We start from the raw sequence: 21,839 nt of genomic DNA on the forward strand, positions 1-21,839 counted from the left end.
GGTCCAGCAGCGGGTCGGCGGCGACGAATGCGGCCAGCCGGTCGGCCTGTGCTCGCAAACCTGCCGCGGATCGCGCCGACACCACCCACGGCACCGATGATCCGCCAGGGCGTGCGGCCGGCGAAGGGCGGTCCGGGCGGCTGCCGTTGGGAGTGCCTGCGGATGCTGCGGTGGCGTGCCCGCCGTGGGCGGAGATCTGATCGGCGGAGATGTGATCAGTGATGGGTTCGGCGTCCTGCGGTGCCGGGGAGGTGGCCTGGTCGGGAGGTGATTCGATGATGACGTGGGCGTTGGTGCCGCTGATGCCGAACGAGGACACGCCGGCGCGGCGCGGTCGTCCGGCCGGGCCCCACGGGCGGGGCTCGGTCAGCAGCCGGACCGCGCCGGCGGTCCAGTCCACGTGCGGGGACGGCTCGTCGGCGTGCAGGGTGGCCGGGAGCAGGCCACGCTGAATGGCCATCACCATTTTGATGACGCCGGCGGCGCCGGCGGCGGCCTGGGTGTGCCCGATGTTCGACTTGACCGAGCCCAGCCACAGCGGCTGGCCGTCGCGCCGGTCTTTGCCGTAGGCGGTTAGCAGCGCCTGTGCTTCGATCGGATCGCCGAGGGAGGTCCCGGTGCCGTGTGCCTCGACGGCGTCGACGTCCTGCGGGGAGAGTTGGGCGGCGGCCAAGGCTTGACGGATCACCCGCTGCTGTGACGGGCCGTTGGGGGCGGTCAAGCCGCTACTGGCGCCGTCCTGGTTCACCGCCGAGCCGCGCAGCACCGCAAGTACGCGGTGGCCGTTACGGCGGGCGTCGGACAGCCGTTCCAGCAGCAGCACGCCCACGCCTTCACCCCAGCCGGTGCCGTCCGCAGTGGCGGCGAAGGCCTTGCACCGCCCGTCGGGCGACAGCGCGCGCTGGCGGCTGAACGCGACGAATGCCTTGGGACTGGACATGATCGACACGCCGCCGGCCAGTGCGAGGGTGCATTCGCCGTGTCGTAGGGCCTGGGCGGCCAGGTGCATGGCGACCAGTGAGGAGGAGCAGGCGGTGTCGACGGTGACCGCTGGTCCTTCCAGGCCGTAGGTGTAGGCCAGGCGGCCGGACACGACGCTGGCCGCGCTACCCGTCACCGCATAGCCTTCGACGCCGTCGGAGCCGTGCTGGCTGCGGCCGTAGTCGGTGGCGATCGCGCCGAGGAACACGCCGGTCGGGGTGCCGCGCAGAGCCCGCGGATCGAGGCCGGCTCGTTCGAACAGTTCCCAGGAGGTTTCTAGCAGCAGTCGCTGCTGGGGGTCCATGGCGAGGGCTTCGCGGGGGGAGATGCCGAATAGGCTGGCGTCGAAGTCGGCGACGTCGTGCAGGAAGCCGCCCTGGCGGGTGTAGGAGGTGCCGGGGGTGTCGGGGTTGGGGTCGTAGAGGGTGTCGAGGTCCCAGCCGCGGTCGGTCGGGAAGGCGGTGACGGCATCGGTGCGCGACTCCACCAGCTGCCAGAGGGCGTCAGGTGAGTCGGCCCCGCCGGGGAACCGGCACGCCATCGCGACGATGGCGATCGGCTCGTTCAAGGCGGCCGCGAGTTGCTGGTTCTGCCGGCGCAGCCGCTCGGCCTCTTTGAGCGAAGCGCGCAGGGCTCCGACGACCTGTTCGGTGTCCACCGTCATCGCGGGTTCCCTTCGTCGTTGTGGCCGTTGTCGGCGTGTGCCATAGAGACCAGCTCGGCCACGTCCATCGCGTCGATGACATCGCCGTCCCGGCCAGGTTCGGTGTCCGGCTGGCTGTGATCGGCAAGTTGGAGAAGTACGTCGAGCAGACCGGCCTGACGGAACCGGGCCAGCGGGATGGACGCGATGCTCTGGCGGATCTGCGCCTCTGCCGCGTCTATCACGCCGTGTCCGGTGCTGCCGTTGCCGTTGCCGCTGGCAGCGGCGCTGGTGGTGGGCGGGACCAGTTCGGCGTGCAGGTAGTCGGCCAGGGCTGCTGGTGTCGGGTAGTCGAACACCAGCGTTGCCGGCAGCCGTAGGCCGGTCACCGAGGTGAGCCGGTTGCGCAGTTCCACCGCGGTCAGCGAGTCCAAGCCGAGCTCGAGGAAACCGCGCTCGGCGTCGATCCCAGCGGGGTTGGCGTGGCCCAGCACGGCGGCGGCGTTGACCCGGACGAGATCGAGCAGGATCCGTCGCTGCTCGGGTCCGGCGGCGGCGGACAGCCGTCGGGTGAGGTTGCCGACGTCGGTGGCTGTGGTCGCGGCCGGCCGTGCTGGGAGGCGTACGAGAGCGCGCAGCACGGCCGGCACCGTGTCGGTGTTTGGGCGCTGGGTCGTGGTGTCCAGGTGGGCCGCCACGACGGTGGCCGGTGCCTGGGCCAGGGCGGTGTCGAAGAGCTGCAGGCCCTGCTCCGCGGTTAGGCCGATAAGCCTGGACCGGCTCATCCGCGCGTGGTCACCGGTGCCCAGGTGCTCGGTCATGGCGCTGGACGGCGCCCATAGTCCCCAGGCGATGGAGGTCGCGGGCAGGCCGTGGGCCCGGCGGTGGGTGGCCAGCGCGTCCAGGAAGGTGTTGGCGGCGGAGTAGTTGCCCTGTCCGGGGCTACCGAGCACGCCCGCCGCCGAGGAGAACATTATGAACGCGGCGAGCGGCATCGTCGCCGTGAGTTCGTGCAGGTTGAGGGCGCCGGCTGCTTTAGGTGCCCACACGGTTTGCACGTGCCGGTCGGTGAGCGAGGCGATGGTGGCGTCGGCCAGGACCCCCGCGGTGTGCACCACTGCGGTCAGCGGATGCTCTGCCGGGATGGCGTTCAGCAGCCGGGTGGCGGCGTCGCGGTCGGCGATGTCACACGCGGTGATGCTGACCTGCGCGCCGAGACCGGACAGCTCAGCGAGCAAGGTGTCGGCGCCGTCGGCTGCCATGCCGCGCCGGCTGGCCAGTACGAGGTGCCGTACTCCGTGGTGGGTGACCAGCCGCCGGGCCACCAGAGCGCCCAACGTCCCGGTCCCGCCGGTCACCAGCACGGTGCCGTCGCGGTCGAGCGGAGCAGGCACCGTCAGCACCATTTTGCCGGTGTGCCGCGCTTGGCTGATGTGCCGCAGCGCCTGCCGGGCCTGCCGTATATCCCAGTTGGTGACCGGCAGGGGCCGCAGCCGGTCGTGCTCGATCAGGTCGACGATTTCGGCGAGCATCTGCCCGATGCGCTCCGGGGTCGCCTGGGTCAGGTCGAACGTCTGGTAGGTGACACCGGTGTGGTCGTTGGCGAGCTGCTGCGGATCTCGTAGGTCGGTCTTGCCCATCTCGATGAACTGGCCGCCGCGCACGAGCAGCCGCGCGGAAGCGTCGACGAACGGGCCGGCGAGGGAGTTGAGCACCACGTCTACCCCACGGCCGTCGGTAGTGTCCTGGAATTTCTGCGCGAAGTCCGTGGTGCGGGAGGAAGCGATGTGTCCGTCATCGAGTCCAAGCGAGCGCAGCGTGTCCCATTTAGGTTCGCTGGCCGTGCCGAATACGACAGCGCCGGCCATCTGGGCCAGTTGGACGGCTGCCATGCCGACGCCCCCGGCAGCGGCATGGACCAGCACTGACTGGCCAGTTTTGAGCTGACCGAGGTCGAACAGGCCGTAGAAAGCGGTCAGGAAAGCCACCGGCACGGATGCGGCCTGCTCGAACGACCAGTGCGGCGGGACCGGCACGAGCAGCCGGTGGTCGGTGACGGCGAGCGGCCCGAACGCGTGCGGGATCAGCCCCATCACCGCGTCACCGGGGGTGAAAGCGGTGACTCCCGGTCCTGTCTGGACCACGATGCCGCTGCCTTCGCTGCCCAGGATGCTCTCGCCGGGATAGAGGTTCAACGCGATCAGGGCGTCACGGAAGTTCACACCGGCAGCGCGTACCGCGATCCGGACCTGGCCGGCCTGCAGCGGCTCATCCACCTTTGGGCAGGGCACTGCTGTGACGGCGTCGACAGTGCCGCCCTGGGCGGTCAGCCGCCACGGCACGCCGGTCGGCGGGGTCAGCTCCTCGGTGCCGCTGGGGGTCAGCCGGGGCGCCAGAATCCGGCCGTGCCGCACTGCCACCTGCGGCTCGCCGCAATTCACTGCCGTGGGCAACGTTCGCGTCGAGATGTCGTGACCGTCGAAGTCCACCAGCAGCACCCGGTCAGGGTGTTCCGATTGCGCGGAGCGGACCAGGCCCCATACCGCGGCGTCGGCCATGCTGGGTGCGTCGTTGCCGCTGGTGGACACCGCATTGCGGGTTGCCAATACCAGACGAGTCGAGGCCAACCGCGGGTCGGCGAGATAGTCCTGCAGCAGCGTCAGCACCTGCCGCACGCGGGCCGGCGGTTGCTCGCCGCTGCTGTCACCGAGCGCGGCGGTGGTGACCACGAGCATGTCCGGGGCTGGTTGGCCGGCGTCGACGGCGTCGCGCAGACTCTTCAAGTCGAGGTACGCCTCAGCGGGGTCTTTTTCGTACGAGATGCCGGCGATTCCCAGCGGGTCGGCGCCGAGCACGACCCACCGGCGGGGGGCCGTCTGCCGCTGGGGAGCGGCCTCGACCCAGTCCAGGTGCAGGAGCGTCCCGGGTTGGGCGTTGCGTGCCCGGCGCAGCTGCTCGGCTGACACCGGGCGCATCACCAGTGCGTCGGCGTGCAGCACCGGCCGGCCGGTGCTGTCGGCGACGTCGACGGTGACGGTGTCCGGGCCGGCCGGCGACAGCCGCACCCGCAGCTCGGTGGCGCCGGCGGCGTGCAAGCTCACCGCGTTCCACGCGAAGGGCAGACGCAACGTATCGGTGTCGAAGAAGTCGCCCAGTCCCAGCACGTGGGTGGCGGCGTCGAGCAGGGCGGGGTGCAGCCCGAACCGGGCCGCCTCGGCGCGGGCGTGCTCCGGCAGAGCGACCTGCGCGAACACTTCGTCGCCGCGTCGCCAGGCGGCGCGTAGCCCCCGGAACGTGGGCCCGTAACCGTAGCCGGCGTGCTCCGCGCTCTCGTAGTACCCGTCGATGTTCACCACGCTCGCGCCTGGCGGTGGCCAGGCGGTCAGGTCGGCCGGCTCAAGTCGGCCAGTGGTGATAATGCCGGAAGCGTGTGTGGCCCATTGCCGGCCGTCGGTGTCGTGCTCGGGGCGTGAGGACATCGTCAACGGCCGGCGGCCGGCGTCGTCGGCGGCGCCGATTCGTACCTGCAAGGCGATCCCGCCCCGTTCCGGCAGCGGCAGCGGGCTGTGTAGGGTGAGCTCCTCGATCTGGTCGCAGCCCACCTCGTCGCCAGCCCGGACGGCGAGTTCCACAAACGCGGTGCCGGGCAGCAGCACGATCCCGGAGACCGTGTGATCGGCCAGCCACGGTTGGGTGTGCAGCGACAGCCGGCCGGTCAGCACCACTCCCTCGTCGGCGAGGCTCACGGCTGCTCCGATGAGTGGATGGTCCACGGCGCCCTGGCCGACCCCGCTCGGGTCGCCGCCGGTCGCGACCGGTTCGAGCCAGAACCGTTCCCGGGTGAAGGCGTACGTCGGTAACGTCACCTGCTGCGCGGTGGCGTAGAGCGGGGTGAGGTCGACGGGCACACCGTGCGTGAACAGGTGCGCCAGGGCCGTGGCGATGGTGTGTGGCTCGGCCCGGTTGCGGCGCAGCGTCGGCACGATGACCTGACCTGCGCCGGACTGGGACAGGCTGTCCTGGACCATGCCGGACAGCACCCCGCCCGGGCCTGCCTCGAGGAACGCCGTTACCCCTTGTCCGGCCAGCCAGCTCACACCGTCGGCGAAGCGCACCGCGGTGCGGGCGTGCTGCACCCAGTAGCCGGGATCGCGGACCTGCTCGACGGTGATCGGCCGGCCGGTCACATTGGAGACAATGGGTATCTGCGGCGGGTTGAACGACAGCTGGTCGGCGACCTGCCGGAACTGCTGCAGCATCGACTCGATGCGCGGCGAGTGGAACGCGTGACTCACCCGCAGCCGGCGCGCCTTGCCGCCGCCCTGCTGCCAGGCCTCAGCGGCCTGCTGGACGGCGTCTTCATCGCCGGCGATCACGGTCGCGGTGGGCCCGTTGACCGCCGCGATGGACACCCGCTGCTCGAGTCCGGCCAGCAACGCCGCCACCTCGTCCTCGCTGGCCTGCAGGGACACCATCGCCCCGCCCGGCGGCAACTGCTGCATCAGTTGTGCGCGAGCCGCTACGAGGGCACACGCGTCCGGCAGTGACAGCATCCCGGCCACGTGGGCGGCTGCAAGCTCACCAATCGAGTGGCCGAGCAGGAAGTCCGGGCGCACGCCGTGCTGCTGCAGCAGCCGGAACGTGGCCACTTCGACGGCGAACAACCCGGTCTGGGTGTACAGGGTTTGATCGAGCAGGCCGGAATCCGGGGAGGCATCGCCGGTGAACAGCACATCCCGCAGAGGCTGATCCAGCTGGGGGTCCAGGTGGGCGCAGATTTCGTCGATCGTGGTAGCGAACAGCCTAGAGGCCTGATAGAGCCCGGCGCCCATACCGGCCCACTGCGCGCCCTGTCCGGGAAACATCACGGCGAGCCGGGCATCCGGGCGCGCCGTCCGGTACACCACGTCGGGGCTGTCACCGTTGGCGGCGAACTGGTGCAGGGCGCCCTCCAGCTGGTCGCGGTGGTCGGCGACGACGACCGCGCGGTGCTCTAGGTGGGCCCGTGTAGTGACCGACGACAGTCCCACGCCGGCAGGGTCCAGCTCCGGCCGCGCCGCGGTGAAGTCGGCCAGCCGGGCGGCTTGTGCTCGCAGCGCCGTCTCCGTGCGTGCGGTGATCACCCAGGCCGACACCGGCAAGGTCGGCGTCTGTTCTGTGAGCCGGTCGGTGAGGCTCTGGTCGTCGGCCGTGATGTGGGGTGTGGGCGGGGTGGCCGGGGGTTCTTCGAGGATGAGGTGGGCGTTGGTGCCGCTGATACCGAAGGACGACACGCCGGCGCGGCGGGGTCGTCCGGCCGTATCCCACGGGCGGGGCTCAGTCAGCAGTCGGACTTCGCCGGCCGTCCAGTCCACGTGCGGGGACGGCTCGTCGACGTGCAGGGTCTGGGGCATCGTCCGGTGCTGCATCGCCAGGACGGTCTTGATCACACCGGCGGCGCCTGCGGCGGCCTGAGTGTGCCCGATGTTCGACTTGACCGAGCCCAGCCACAGCGGCCGGTCCGCCGGGCGGTTCTGTCCGTAGCCGGCCAGAAGGGCCTGCGCTTCGATCGGGTCGCCGAGGGCGGTTCCGGTGCCGTGCGCCTCCACCACGTCGACCTGGTCGGGCACCAGGCCAGCGCGAGCCAGGGCGGCCGCGATCACCCGCTGTTGCGACGGGCCGTTGGGGGCAGTCAAGCCGTTACTGGCGCCGTCCTGGTTGATCGCCGACCCGCGCAGCACGGCCACGACCTGATGGCCGTTGCGGTGAGCGTCGGACAGCCGTTCCAGCAGCAGAACGGCGACGCCTTCGGCGGGACCGAATCCGTCCGCGGCGGCGGCGAAAGGTTTACACCGCCCGTCTGCGGCGAGGCCGCGTTGCCGGGAGAATTCCACGAACGCTTTCGGGCTGGACATTACCGACACGCCGCCGGCCAGTGCGAGGGTGCATTCGCCGTGTCGTAGGGCCTGGGCGGCCAGGTGCATGGCGACCAGTGAGGAGGAGCAGGCGGTGTCGACGGTGACCGCTGGTCCTTCCAGGCCGTAGGTGTAGGCCAGGCGGCCCGACACCACGCTGGCCGCGCTGCCCGTCACCGCATAGCCTTCGACGCCGTCGGAGCCGTGCTGGCTGCGGCCGTAGTCGGTGGCGATCGCGCCGAGGAACACGCCGGTCGGGGTGCCGCGCAGAGCCCGCGGATCGAGGCCGGCTCGTTCGAACAGTTCCCAGGAGGTTTCCAGCAGCAGTCGCTGCTGGGGGTCCATGGCGAGGGCTTCGCGGGGGGAGATGCCGAATAGGCTGGCGTCGAAGTCGGCGACGTCGTGCAGGAAGCCGCCCTGGCGGGTGTAGGAGGTGCCGGGGGTGTCGGGGTTGGGGTCGTAGAGGGTGTCGAGGTCCCAGCCGCGGTCGGTCGGGAAGGCGGTGATGGCATCGCCACCGGTGGTCAAGAGCTCCCATAGCGACTCTGGGGAGTCGACGCCACCGGGAAGTCGGCAGGCCATGCCTACGATCACGATCGGGTCGTCGGCCGGGTCACCCGTCGGATCTGCCGGGTCGGCGGCCGACGCCGCGCCGGTAGCAGGTGTCCCGACGAGTTCAGAGCGCAGCAGTTTCGCGACGGCGGTAGAGGTGGGATGGTCGAAGGTCAGAGTGGCCGGCAGGCGCAGGCCGGTGACCTGATTGAGCCGGTTTCGCAGCTCGACAGCGGTGACCGAGTCCGAACCCAGATCGCGGAACGCTCTGTCTGGCGGCAGCGTCTCGGCGCCGGGGTGGCCGAGCACGTCGGCGGCGTGAGTACGGACCAGATCCAAAAGCAGCCGATGCTGGTCCGATTCGCCGAGCTCAGCCAGGCGCCGCGACAGTGCGGTATCAGCCGAACCGGCCGGATCGGCGCTGTGGTCGGGCGCAGACAGTCGCCGAACGTCGGGCAGGTCGTCGAGCAGCCGCCGCTGTCGGTGCAAAGTGAATGCCGGTGCGAATCGGTCCCACTGCATGTCGGTGATGACGACGGTCGTCTCGTCGTGATCGAGTACCTGGTGCAGCGCCGCGGTGGCCTGCTGCGGCGACATCTGCAGCACGCCGTGGCGGCGAAGCCGCTCGACGCCTTCGCCCTGGGTCATCCCGCCTCCCTGCCAGGCGCCCCATGCCACCGAGGTGGCCGGCAGGCCACGGGCACGGCGGTGTTCGGCGACGGCGTCCAGGTAGGCGTTGCCGGCTGCGTACGCGCTGTGTTCGGCGCTTCCCCACACACCGGCGATGGAAGAGATGAGTACGAAGGTGTCCACGCTGTCGCCGCACAGTGCATCGAGGTTGGCGGCGCCGGCTGTCTTAGCGGCCAGGACGCGGGCCAGATCTGCCGGGGTGGCGGTGTGCAGTGGGCCGAAGTCGCCGACTCCGGCGGCGTGCACCACGGTGCGGACGGCGGTGCCGTCGGCTTCGACGCGGTCGAGCAGGGCGGCCAGAGCGGCGCGGTCGGTGACGTCGCAGGCGGCGATGGTGACCCGGGCGCCGAGCGCGGTCAACTCGTCGCGCAGGGCACCGGCTCCGGGGGCCTGTTCTCCGCTGCGGCTGGTCAGGACAAGATGGGTGGGCCCGAACGTGGCCATCCACCGGGCCAGGTGGGCGCCGACTCCGCCGGTTCCGCCGGTGATCATGACGGTGTCGCTCGGCGCCCAGGACCGCGGTGGTGTAATGCCGGCCAGCGCGGCATGCTGCAGTCGTCGGGCGAACAGACGACCGACTCGTACCGCGAGCTCGTCTTCGCCTGCGGGTGCGGCCAGCGCGGCGCACAGCGTGTCGGCGTCGGTGTCGGTGGGCTGGGCGGGCAGGTCGATCAGGCCGCCCCAGCGGTCCGGATGTTCCAGACCGGCGACTCGGCCCAGTCCCCACACCTGCGCCTGCAGCGGATGGTCGACGCGGTCGCCGGCCGTCACGGCGGCCGTCTCGGTAGTGGCACACCACAGCGGGGCGGTGATGCCGGCGTCTCCAAGGGCCTGAACCAGCGCCAGAGTGCCGGCGATGCCGGTTGTGACATCGGGGTGGGCCGGGTGCGCCGCCTCGTCGAGCGCTAGGAATGACAGCACTCCGTCGACGTGGGGCAGGCCGTCGATGCCGCGGATGAGCTGCTCGGTCAGGGCTGCTCGGTCGAGGCTGCCGTGATCTGCCCTCAGGTGCCGTACCTGGATGTGCTGGGCGGCCAGCGCAGTGGTGGCGGCGTCGTGCCACGCGTCGGCGTCCGCGCCGGTGGAGCGGATCAGCAGCCACGTCCCGGACGGTGCTGTGGTGGCCGTGACCGGCTTCCAGTCGATTCGGTAACGCCAGCTGTCCGCGGTGGTGCGGGCCTGGTGGCGGCGGCGCCACATGGTCAGTGCCGGCAGGAGCTGGTCGACGGCGGTACGGGTGTCGCCGTCGCCGACGCCGAGTGTGTCGGCGACGGCGTTCGGGTCGTGGCTGTCGACGGCCTGCCAGAAGGCGGTCTCGGCCGCCGAGGGGTGATCCAGGTCGGAGTCGGCCGCTTCGGCGGGCAGCACGATCGTCGTGTCCGACGGTGTCTGCTGCAGGGTGGGCCAGTGCAAGTCGACGCCGTGCGCGTACGCGGCGGCGGCGGCGGCGGTGAACCGATCCGGGCCACCGTCGCCGCGACGGAGGGTGCCGAGGGCTACCGCGTCGCAGCCGGTGTGGCCGATGGTCTGCTCTACGCCGACGGTGAGTACCGGGTGGGGACTGGCCTCGATGAACACGCGATGTCCGGAATCGAGGAGCGTCCGGGTGACCGGGGCGAACTGCACCGTGCGACGTAGGTTGTCGAACCAGTACTCCGCCTGCAGATCGGCGGTATCGGTCAGCTGGCCGGTGACGGTGGAGTAGAACGGGATTTGGCCGGTGCGAGGCTGGATACCGGCGAGAGCGGTGAGCAGCTCGTCGCGGATGTCGTCGACGTGGTGGCTGTGGGAGGCGTAGTCGACCGCGATGCGTCGCACGTGCAGGCCGTCGGCGGTGCCGGTGGCGACGAGTTCGTCGAGCGCGTCGGGGTCGCCGCATACCACGACTGATTCGGGTCCGTTGACAGCCGCGACGGACAGTCGCTGCCCGAACGGTTCCAGGCGTTGCCGGGCCTGGTCGGGGTCCAGCCCTAGCGAGGCCATGCCGCCGCGGCCCGACAGTGACCGCAGCGCCCGGCTGCGCAGGGCGACGATCGTGGCGGCGTCGGTCAGCGACAGTCCGCCGGCGATGTAGGCGGCGGCGATTTCGCCTTGGCTGTGTCCGACGACGGCTGCGGGGGTGACTCCGTGGGCCTGCCACGTCGCGGCGAGCGAGGTCATCACCGCGAACAGGGCCGGTTGCACCACGTCCACCCGGTCCAGCGACGCAGCGCCTGGCACTGCGCGCAGCACGTCGTTCAGGGACCAGTCCACGTGCGGGTTCAGAGCTTGCTCGCAGGCGCGGATGTGCTCGGCGAACACCGGTGAGGTGTTGAGCAGCTCAGCCGCCATGCCGTCCCATTGCGAGCCCTGCCCGGGAAACAGCAGCACCGGTCGTGGGCTGCCGTGGGCCGCGGCGACCACGACGTCGGTGCGAGGTTCGCCGTGCGACAGTGCCGTCAGCGTGTCGAGCAGCTCGTTGCGGTCGCGGGCCAGCAACACCGCCCGATGCCGGTGGGGCGCCACCGCGCCGGCCAGGGCCCCGGCGATGTCGGCGACCGACAGGTCGGAGTTGTCGGCCACCAAGGCTCGCAGCTGGTCGGCGCGCCGCCGCACTGCCTGCGCACTCGTCGCCGTGATCACCGACGGCAGCAGCGGCCGGCCGGTTTCCGTGGCTGCGGCGCGGTACCAGTGGTGGCGGCGTTGCCACGGGTAGCCGGGCAAGCTGACTGGCCGGCGGGGCAGGCCGCCTCCGGTGACGACTGCCCCGGTGACGACCAGGTCGGCTGCGGTCAGGGCGAGGCGGTGCAGCGGGTCGTCGGCGTGTACATCGCTCTGGGCGTCGACAGGCAGTGGTGCGGGTCCGAGTCCGGCGTCGACGACGGTGTCGAGATGCGCTGCGCTGATCCGCTGGGCGCAGCCTTCGGTGCCGCCTGCCGGGTGGGCGGTGGCGCGGGCGGCGAGTTGGCCTGTGGTGGTGGCCGGGTCGGCGGCGTCGGCGCATAGCAGCGGGATGCGCGCGTCGTGCAGCGCGACGTCGGCGGCGGGCTGCAGCAGCATCCGCAACGCGTCGTCGATGCCCAGCTGACCGGCTGCCCAGGCGGCGGCCACCTGCCCGGCGCCGTGCCCGACGACGCCGTGCGGGCTGACTCCGACGGCCGCCCACAGCATGGTCGCGGCCACATGGTGGCAGAACAGGTAGGCGGCGTGCAGTTCGGTGGGCGGGTCGGCGTGCAGGTCGGGCGTGCGTGTGGTGAAGGTTGCCAGGGCGGTGGCGCAGGTGGCCAGCGCCCGGTTGTAGTCCGGTGCGGCGGCCAGCTGCTGCCGGGTCCGGCTCGGGGGCAGCTCGTGCCCGTACCAGAACGCGACGGTGCGGGCGTGGCCGTCCGGGGTATGCCCGATCCGTACATGCGCTGGGGGCTCGCCGCGGGCCGCCTGGTGCAGGGCACCGGCCAAGTCGGCAGCGGTGTTGCCGACGGCGGCGAGCCGGTACTCGAGCCAGGACCGCCGGTGCACGGCTGTATACACAACGTCGTCTAGGTCGTCGCCGCCGGTCGACAGGCGGACGGCCATCAGCTCGGCTGCGTGGTTCAAGGCCTGCGGTGTGGCGGCGGTGATCGGCAATACGTAGGGCGGTGCCGGACGAGCCGGTGCCGGCGGCTGCGGGGTGGACGCGGTCGCCTGCTCGATCAGGACGTGGGCGTTGCTGCCGCTGAACCCGAAGGCGCTGACGCCGGCCCGTGCGGGCCTGTCTGAGTGGGGCCACTCCCGACTCGTGGTCGCTACGGTGACGGGGAGGTGGTCCCAGTCAATGCGGGTGGAGGGCCGGTTCAAGGGGTGGGGCGGAATCTGTCCGTGATGCAGCGCGAGGATGGCTTTGAGGAGACCGGCGACGCCGGCGGCTGCCTCAAGATGGCCCAGGTTGGCCTTGGCGGATCCGATCAGCAGTGGTGTGTCGGGCTTGCGGCCCGGGCCGAGGGCTTCGGCCAGGGCGCGTACCTCGATCGGGTCGCCGAGCGGGGTGCCGGTGCCGTGGGCTTCGACGTAGTCGACCTCGTGCGGCGCCCACCCGGCCCGGCTGAGAGCCTGCCGGATGACGGCGACCTGCGCGGCGGCGTTGGGAACGGTCATGCCGCCGCTGGCGCCGTCCTGGTTAACGGCCGTGCCGCGCACTACTGCGTAGACGCGGTCGCCGTCGCGGTTGGCGGCGTGCAGGGGTTTGAGGATGAGCGCCACCGAGCCTTCGCCGCGCCCGTATCCGTCGGCGGCGTCGTCGAAGGTCTTGCACCGCCCGTCGGGGGCGAGCGCTGCGGCGGCCGACATGGACACCGACACGGTGGGAGCGACGATGACGTTGGCGCCGCCGACGACGGCGACCTCGCAGTCACCGTTGCGCAGCCCTTGGCACGCCAGGTGCAGGGCGGTCAGCGACGCCGAGCAGGCGGTGTCGACCGCGATGCTCGGTCCGCGCAGCCCCAGGACGTAGGAGATGCGTCCGGCGGTGGCGGCGAACGAGGTGCCGGTGCCGTAGAAGTGGTCGACGTGCTGCATGTCACGAGTCAGTAGTTGCTGGTAGTCGGCGGTGTTCAAGCCCAGATACACCCCGACCGGCCGACCGGCCAACCCGGCGGCGGGGTGCCCGGCGTCCTCGAGGGCCTCCCAGGCGACCTCGAGCATCAGCCGTTGTTGCGGGTCCAGCGACCGGGCCTCACGCGGGGAGATGCGGAAGAACTCGGCGTCGAAGCCGGCGACGTCATCGAGGAACCCGCCGCGGGTGGGCACCTGTGCGTCCGCCTCGGCCCAGATGGGGTCGGCGCGCCGCGCTGCCGGCAGTTCGCCGACCGCGTCGCGGCCTGCACACAGCAGTTCCCAGAACTCTTGCGGGGTGTCGGCTCCCGGCAGCCGACAGGCCAGGCCGACGACTGCCACGGCGTCGGTCTCCAGGTGCTCGGTGTCGTCGGCGGAGTCGTTGTTCGCTGTCTGCTGCGCCGCGGGCGCCGGGTGGGCGGTTTGGTTGGTGGCGGCTCCGACGTCGATGAGATGAGCGGTGAGGGCGTCGACGGTGGGATGCTCGAACACGATGGTGGCCGGCAGGGGCAGACCGAATTCGGCCTCCAGCCGGGTCCGCAGCTCCACCGCGGTCAGCGAGTCCATGCCCTGCTCGAACAGTCCGCGGCGGCGCGGCAGGCGGTCGTCGCGACTCAGACCGAGCACCGAGCGGGTCACTGCCTCGACCCGGTCTGCCAGGTCTGCGCGGGGTGCGGCGGTGGTCGGGTTAACTGCTAAGGCAGCGGTGGTTGGGGCGGCCGGCGTCAGCGCGTTGAGTGGGCCGTTGGCAGTGGCGCCGCCGGTCGGTGACTTCGGTGCTGGTCCGGACGGTGCAGCCAGCATCTCGCCGACGACCTTTCCAGCAGCGTCGAGCATGCTGAGCCGGATTGCTGCTGGTGCCGCGGCCGCGGTGGTGGGCGCGCTCTGCTGGCCGCGTTGCACTCCGGGCAGCCAGTAGCGGTCCCCGCCCCATGACGGTGCCGGTAGCCGGTGGTAGCGGCGGGGCCTGCCGGTGACCTGCTCCCAGTCGACCTGGACGCCGGCGACGTGCAACTGGGCCAGGGTCTGCAACAGCGCTTGTTCGCCGGGGGTGTCGCGGCGCAGTGTGTGCAGCACGGGTCCACGCCGCTGGTGGAGGGCGGCGGCTTCTGCTAGCGGGCGGGACAGCACTGGGTGTGGGCCCACCTCCACCAGGGTGTATCGGTCCTCGCGGAGGAGCCGGTCGACGGCAGGCCACAGCTTGACGGGGTCGGTGAGGTTGCGTTGCCAGTACGCGGCGTCCAGGTGCGGGTTGTCGGTCTCGGGGTCGACCGCGGATAGCAGGCGAAGTGACGGCGTGGCCGGCTGCAAATCACGGAGCGCCTGGCGCAGCTGCGGCCCGCAGGACGCCACCACAGGACTGTGGAAGGCATAGTCGAGGCCCAGCAGCTTGGAGCGTAGCCCGGCGGTGGTCACGGCGGTCTGAGCGGCGTCGATGTCTGCGTGGCTGCCGGAGACCACGACCGTGGCGGGGCCGTTTACCGCGCCGATGACGGCGGCGCCGTCGAGGTCGTGGAGAATGGCCTGGACGGTGGCGGTGTCGGCGTGCACGGCGAGCATCTGGCCGGTGCCGGCGGTTTCCTGCAGGATTCGGCCGCGGTGCACGATGAGGCGGACGGCATCTGCGAGGCTCAGGCAGCCGGCGATGTGGGCGGCGGCGACCTCCCCAACGCTGTGACCCAGTACCGCGGCAGGCCGGATGCCACGTTCGGTCAGCCAGCGAGTCAGTGCCACCTGCACGGCGAAGATGGCCGGCTGGGCGATGTCGGTTCGGTCTAGCCGAGAGGCGGGCAGGCGGCGCAGTTCGTCGACCAGCGACCAGGAGTCATGGGCGTGGATGAGGGCGTCGCACTCCTGCAACGTGTCGCGCACCACCGGCACCTGGTCGTAGAGGTCCGCAGCCATGGCGGGCCATTGACCGCCCTGCCCGGAGTAGACGAACACCGGCGCCGGCCCGTCGACCGCCTCGCTGGTGCCGGCGAAGCCGTGCTGCTCCCAATCGTCGAGAGCGGCCGTCAGGCTCTCGCGGTCGGCGGCGACCACGGCGTAGCGGTGGCTGTCGTGGCTGCGCCGGGTTGCTGCCGACGCAAGAAGGTCACCGAGTCGGCCGGTGGTGGAAATCTGCTCGCGCAGCGCGGTGACCTGCTGTGGTACTCCGGCCTGGTTCGATGCGGAAGCCAGCAGGACATACGGGCCGGCGGAAGGCGGCTCAGCTGTGGTTGCCGGTGCATCGACCGGGGATTCGACGATGACATGTACGTTCGTGCCGCTGAGCCCAAAAGAGCTGACTCCGGCCCGTACCGGACGGTCCAGCGCTGGCAGGTCAATGCCGGTGGCGGGCACGGCAATGCGCGAGCCGGACCAGTCCACGGCGGTAGTGATCTGATCGAGATTTGGTTGACCGGGGACGTGCCCGGCGTTGACGATCCACAAGGCCTTGAGCAGACCAGTGATGCCGGCGGCGGCGTCGGTGTGCCCGAAGACGGCCTTACTGGAGCCGATCAACAGTGGCCGGGTGTCCGTTGAGCGCGGCTGGTAGGCCTCGCTCAAGGCGAGCAGTTCCATTTGGTCACCCAGCGGGGTGCCGGTCCCGTGGGCCTCGACGAAGTCGACGTCGTTGGCGGTCAGCCCAGCGTGCGCCAGCACGGCTTGGTGCAGGTCTACCTGGGCCATGGCATTGGGGGCGGTCACGCCGAGGCTGCGCCCGTCCTGGTTGACCGCCCAGCCGCGGATGACACCGTAGACGTTGTCCTGGTCTGCGACCGCGTCGCTCAACCGTTTGAGGATGACGAATCCGCAGCCGTCACCGCGGATAACCCCGTCGGCGTTGGCGTGGAACGGCCGGCAGCGTCCGGTGGGGGAGATCGCCCCGACCCGGCTCATGAACACACTCAGCTCCGGTGCCAGCATCAGGTTCACCCCACCAGCCACCGCGGTGTCGCATTCCCCGGCACGCAGGTTCTGGCAGGCCAGGTGGACTGCGAACAGCGACGAGGAGCAGGCGGTGTCGACCGCGGCAGCCGGGCCACGCAGATCGAAGGCATGTGCCAGCCGGCCGGCGGCGAAGCTGAACTCGGTGCCTGGGGCGTATCCAGGACCGATGCCGGCAATACCGAGTGTCTTGCTGTGCAGAAGGGCGTAGTCGTTGGCCAAAATGCCGACGAACACGCCCGTGCGGGTGGCCGCCCACTGCTCACGGGTCCGTCCGCTGTCACACATCGCCTCCCAGGCGACCTCCAGCACCAACCGCTGTTGGGGGTCTAGCGAACCCGCCTCGCGGGGGGCAATCCCGAAGTGCGCGGGGTCGAACCGGTCGATGTCGTCGAGGAACGCGCCCACGTGGCTGGCTGTGGTGCCGGGACGGGTTCGAGTGGGGTCCCAGAACTCAGGGCCCCAGCGCTGCGGCGGTACCGGGCCGGCGATAGCGCCGGCGGCCAGCTGCGCTCCGAACGCGTCGAGATCGCGCACGCCGCCGGGGTAGCGGCATCCCACCCCGACCACGGCGATGGGCTCGGCGGTGAACGCGGATGAGGTGGCGGCCATGTGATGCCTCCGGATGCGGGTCGGCACGGTCGGTGGTGGGTGCGCCTCACGTCGTGTGTGGTAGCCCACGCCATCGGATAGGGGGGTGGTGACGGGAAGTTGTCGTGTCCGGGGTGGAGGCTCGGGCCTGGTGCGCGTCAAGACGGTGCCGGTCGGCACCAGGCCCGGAAGCCGGAAGAACGGGGCGGTGTGTCAGAATGCCGGCGCTGCGGTGGGTGCGCGCAGGGTGCCGAGGTACGGATGCCACAGGTGAGTGGGGTCGTTCTCTACCGCTGTCACGGTCTCGCGCATGACACGTAGCACCTCGGGTTCCGACTCGTCGTACAGGTCGCCCTGCAGCAGTCTGACGACGTCAAGGCGGTAGCGCGGGTCCTGGACGAACGAGGTGAACAGGATGTTGAGCCGGTAGTAAACGGAAATGAACTCGTACCAGTTGCGCACACCGTTGCGCAGTTTCTGTTCGTAGGCCGTGAAACGGTCCCGGGTGAATTGTCCGGCCTCGAACGCGGCGATGATGTCCCGGCTGGCGAATTTGGCGCTGGTGAGTGCGACACTGACGCCGCTGGAGAAGATCGGGTCGACGAAGCGGGCGGCGTCACCGATGAGCACGAACCGGTCACCGCAGATCTGCCGCATCGCGTAGCTGTAGTCGCCTTCGACCTTCAGCGGGCGCACCTGGGTGGACTGTTTGAGGGCGTCGGCGAGTTCGGGTCGACTAGATACGAAGTCCCAGAAGAACTTGTCCCGGTCGGTGTTCGCGGAGGCGAACCGGTGCTTCTGCGTCACCACACCGACGCTGGTGATTGTGTCGGTGATCGGGATCTGCCACACCCAGGTGTCCTTGATGGGCAGGAAGTGGATGTAAATATAGTCGATCTTTTCGGGGTTGCTGGTGAGCGCTTTGCGGTCCAGGTTCTCGAACCAGCTGTGGATCGCGTATTGGTTGAACACCGGGTCGGGGACCTTCAACCGCATCTGCCGGCCGAGCATGGTTTGCCGGCCGGACGCGTCGACCAGCATCCGCGCGGTGGTGGTGAACTCGTCCGATCCGTTGCGGAAAGTTACGGTGACACCGTCCGGGTCGTCGAAGTCGGCGTTGAGTACCCGGGTGCCTTGCCGCACGGTGGCGCCCAGGCTTTCCGCGTGCTCGAGCAGGATGAGGTCGAACCGGCCGCGGTCGACGTGGTAGGTGTAGTCGCGGTCGACGCCGGGCTGGTCACGCTCGCTGAACAGAATTTCCGCCGCGCCGAAATCGTGCGCGAGCTTGGTGAAGTCGTTGGCGACGATGGTGCGGGTGTCGGCGGAGGTCCAGGCCGCCCCGTACTTGCGGGGGAAACCCGCCTGGTCGACCTTCGCCATCGCACCGGTCTCCAGCATCACCCGTGTCGTTGCCGGCACCAGTGATTCTCCGACGTGTTCGCGGGGAAAGTTTTCACCTTCGAACACAGCGACCGACAGGCCGGCTTTGGCCAGGTAGGCGGCGGCGGTGGATCCCGCCGGCCCACCTCCGATGATCACGACGTCAAACTCGGGCTCCATGCGCTCACTCACTCCGTTCCCACGTTGGTCATCTGTTGGGTGGCCGTGAGGTCAACCACCATGGCGGTGATGCTGCGTACGTCTTTGAAGTGCTCTGCGTTGACGTACTTGGCGGGTACGGAGGCGCCCAATTCCTCACGGATGAACGTCAGCAGGACGGCGGTATTCATCGAGTTCAGCACGCCCCACTCCAGCAGTGGTGTGTTCTGCTGCAGTTCGTCTTTCTGGTCTCCGTCCAGGAACCGTTCTCGGATGAAGGCCATGAGTTGGGCCGAGACGTCGTCATGGGTCATGTGCTGGGTCCTCCCAGGAGGTCGATGTCGTGCGATTCGCCCGGATGATCGGGGTCTTGGTCCCCAGCGGTGGCTACGGCCGCCGCGTGTGGTCGAAGGTGCGGCTGGACGCGACGGGCGCGGTTGCAGGGAAGGCGTCCGGTGCGCGTCATGTTGCCGGTGGCGGAGGGTCACGGCCGGAACGGGATGTCTGCGCCGTCGCAACCGACATCAGGTGCCCTGGGCTGTGTGGGACGGGGCGGCGATGGCTAGCAGCGCCGACCGGTCGATCTTGCCGTTGCGGGTGCGCGGCAGTTCCGTGACGGTTCGGACATGGTCGACGAGCATGTAGCGCGGCAACTGTTGTGCGCAGTGCTGTCTGAGGGCCAGGGTCCCCGGCTGCCGATCGGGGTGTGGCAGCACGAATGCTGTCAGCTGGGCGTCCACGCCGGTTCCAGTTACGACGGCGACGGCTTCAGCGACGTCGGGGTGGGTGGTTAGGGCCGCTTCGATGTCACCGAGCTCGACGCGGTGGCCGCGTACCTTCACCATGTGATCGCGCCGGCCCACGAAGTCGAATCCTCCGTCAGGCAGCACACGTACCAGGTCGCCGGTGCGGTACGGTCCTTGATGGCGTCGCTGGCCCCAGTATCCGAGCATTACGGTGGGTCCTTCGACGAGCAATTCGCCTTCGTCGCCGGGCCCGGCGATGCTGCCGTTCTCGTTTTGCGCCCATACCCGGTCGCCGCAGGCGGCGGTGCCGATGGGAACCGGCCGGTCGCGGGCCAGGTCTGCGGCGGAAAGTTCGTGGTAGGTGCACACGTTTGTTTCGGTCGGCCCGTACAGGTTCAGTAGCCGGGCCGAAGTCCAGCCGGCCAGTTGACGCACGTGGGTGATGGCAAACGGCTCACCGGCGAACAACACCGCCCGCAGGGCCGCCGGCGCGGGCCGGTCGAGTAGCCCACCTTCACGGATCATCAGGGCCAGCGCCGACGGCACCGAGTACCAGATGCTGATGTGTTGGTCATGCAAGAGCTGGACCAGTTGTGCGGGTGCGTAAGCCAGGTGGGTCGGGATCAGGCATACGCACGCGCCGCTGGAGAATGCCGCGTACAGGTCGAGCACGGAAAGGTCGAAGGTCAAGGGGGCGTGGTTGGCGAACCGGTCCGCGGGCAGGGGCTGCAGTTCAGTGGCCGCCCAATCGACGAAGGCGCGGGCGTTGCGGTGGCTGACGCATACGCCTTTGGGCCTGCCGGTTGATCCTGAGGTGTAGAGGATGTACGCCAAGTCGTCGGCTGCGACAGGTTCATTGAACGACTGTGCCCGAGAGTCCGTATCGGTAAAATCTAGGCAGACGGTGCTGGGCTCAAGTTCGGTGCGGATCCGACCGGACAAGTCCGGCGTAGTCAGGACTGCGGAAGCGGCGCAGTCTCGAGCCATAGCCGCTACCCGCGCGATCGGCGTGCTGGTCTCAGCGGGAACATAGGCTGCGCCAAGCCGCAGGACGGCTTGCATGGCTGCGACCGTGGTGACTGATTTCTCCGCCCAGAGAACCACCCGGTCGCCGTGGCCGACACCGTTGTGCCGCAGGACGGCGGCGAGAGCGTTGGCGTGCTGGTCGAGTTCACGGTAAGTGACGGCATGCCCGGCGTCGATGACGGCGAGGTTGTCGGGTTCCGCAGCGGCCATGTCGATGACGAGCTGGTGCAGGTTCACAGCCGCGCCTCTCGGGCGATGATCTCGCGCTGGATCTCGTTGGTGCCGGAAAAGATGGTGGCGGGGATGCTGTCGCGCAGTTGCTGCTCGACTCCAGTGGCGGTGAGATAGCCGGCTCCACCGAAAATTTGCACTGCGTCGATGCTGTTGGCGACGGCAGCCTCGGAGACCGCTATTTTGGCCAAGGCCACGGCCGTGGTGTGATCACGGCCACCGTCCAGCAGCCAGCAGGCCCGGTACAGCAACAGTCGGCTGCTCTCCAGGCGTTGCCGCATGCCGATGATGCGATGTGAGATGGCCTGGAAGTCGCCGATGGCCCGTCCGAACTGACGCCGCCTGCGGGCGTGCTCGGTGCATTGCTGCAGTTGCCGCTCCATTAGCCCCAGATATGCGGCGAACAGGCACCCACGTTCCCACGCCATCGAGTGCTGGAAGATGACGCTGCCTTGTCCTTCACTGCCGAGCCGATACGCCTCCGGCACCCGGCATCCACGAAACGCGACCCGTGAGGCCGGGCAGGATGCGAGCCCTAGCTTGCCCAGTGGGGGCCCGACTTCCACACCGGCCGTCCCAGCGGGTACCGCGAAGGCCGTGATGCCAAGGAAACCCGCGGATGGGTTGGTCACTGCATAGGTGATGAAGACGTCCGCGGCGGGCCCGTTGCTCGCGAATGACTTGTCCCCATTGAGGATGTAGTCGTCGCCCACCCGGTCTGCGGTGACGGCGAGCTGCCCAACGTCGGACCCGGCTGCGTCCTCGGTCATCGCGTTCGCGGCGACCAGCTCGCCACTGGCTAGCCCAGCCAGTAAACGCTCGGCTGTCGGGCTGTCGCCGAAGTCACGTACAGGAACGGCACACGCCAGCAGGTGAGCGCTGATGCTGAACACGAACCCCGTGTCGGGGCACCCGCGGCCGAAAGCTTCCAGGCATAGGGCTGTATCGAGCGCGCCCAGCCCGCCGCCACCGCAGTCGGTGGGTAGGCACAGGCCTACCAGCCCGATGTCGGCTGCGACTTTCCAGTCGTCGCGACTGAAATAGGAGCCGGCCTGTTCCCGGACCGTACCGAGCCTGGCACGTACCGCGGCCAGCACATCGTCATATCGTGCTTGTTGTTGCGCAGTCAGATCGAAGTCCAAGGCCTGTCACGCCTTCCCCCGTTGCATCGAACCGCCATGAACGCCGTCGGCTGCCGATCAGCGCGGTTCTGAACAGTCCACTTCTGAATGCTCGCTGGATCGGCGGGGACGAGGACGCGTCTGTGCGATGCCTCGTGCGTGACCAGCTTGACGCCTTTGCGGCGAGCCAGTCCCATTCCCGACGTCACATGTGGTCGTGCGAATCCCCGTAACATCCGGTTAACCGGATGATGATGATCTCAGCCGATGTCATCGGTATCGAAACGTACTTGGCTCCGCGCGGGGTCGTCAAGAGCGTCCTGGCGAC

Annotated in this window: 6 protein-coding genes; all 6 read right to left on the reverse strand. The window is 69.7% G+C overall.

Annotation, left to right across the window (positions count from 1 at the left end):
* A partial coding sequence (locus tag AB0O48_RS33595; RefSeq protein WP_365069900.1) for a beta-ketoacyl synthase N-terminal-like domain-containing protein occupies nt 1-1,645 on the reverse strand: 1,645 nt, incomplete at its 3' end.
* A complete protein-coding gene (locus tag AB0O48_RS33600) occupies nt 1,642-16,869 on the reverse strand; it encodes an SDR family NAD(P)-dependent oxidoreductase (RefSeq protein WP_365069902.1) in 15,228 nt (5,075 codons plus the stop codon). The genes AB0O48_RS33600 and AB0O48_RS33595, both read right to left, overlap by 4 nt.
* 192 nt (nt 16,870-17,061) lie before the next feature.
* Nucleotides 17,062-18,408: an NAD(P)/FAD-dependent oxidoreductase gene (locus AB0O48_RS33605; RefSeq protein WP_365069904.1), complete on the reverse strand. Its 1,347-nt coding sequence runs from the start codon at nt 18,406-18,408 to the stop codon at nt 17,062-17,064.
* An 8-nt stretch (nt 18,409-18,416) separates the two neighbouring features.
* The gene (locus AB0O48_RS33610) at nt 18,417-18,701 is read right to left on the reverse strand and encodes a hypothetical protein (RefSeq protein WP_365069906.1); all 285 of its coding nucleotides are present in this window, start codon (nt 18,699-18,701) and stop codon (nt 18,417-18,419) included.
* A gap of 210 nt (nt 18,702-18,911) precedes the next feature.
* On the reverse strand, nt 18,912-20,396 hold the full coding sequence (locus AB0O48_RS33615; protein WP_365069908.1) for an amino acid adenylation domain-containing protein: 1,485 nt from the start codon (nt 20,394-20,396) through the stop codon (nt 18,912-18,914).
* The gene (locus AB0O48_RS33620; RefSeq protein ID WP_365069910.1) at nt 20,393-21,532 is read right to left on the reverse strand and encodes an acyl-CoA dehydrogenase family protein; all 1,140 of its coding nucleotides are present in this window, start codon (nt 21,530-21,532) and stop codon (nt 20,393-20,395) included. The genes AB0O48_RS33615 and AB0O48_RS33620 overlap by 4 nt, the downstream gene beginning before the upstream one ends.
* Nucleotides 21,533-21,839: the final 307 nt, after the last annotated feature.

It is taken from the genome of Micromonospora sp. NPDC085948 (genome assembly GCF_040686315.1).
In the GTDB taxonomy this organism is placed as follows: domain Bacteria; phylum Actinomycetota; class Actinomycetes; order Mycobacteriales; family Micromonosporaceae; genus Micromonospora.

Coding starts and splice junctions, on each gene's coding strand:
- AB0O48_RS33600 (WP_365069902.1), bottom strand. CDS start 16,869: ATGGCCGCCACCTCATCCGCGTTCACCGCCGAGCCCATCGCCGTGGTC.
- AB0O48_RS33605 (WP_365069904.1), bottom strand. CDS start 18,408: ATGGAGCCCGAGTTTGACGTCGTGATCATCGGAGGTGGGCCGGCGGGA.
- AB0O48_RS33610 (WP_365069906.1), bottom strand. CDS start 18,701: ATGACCCATGACGACGTCTCGGCCCAACTCATGGCCTTCATCCGAGAA.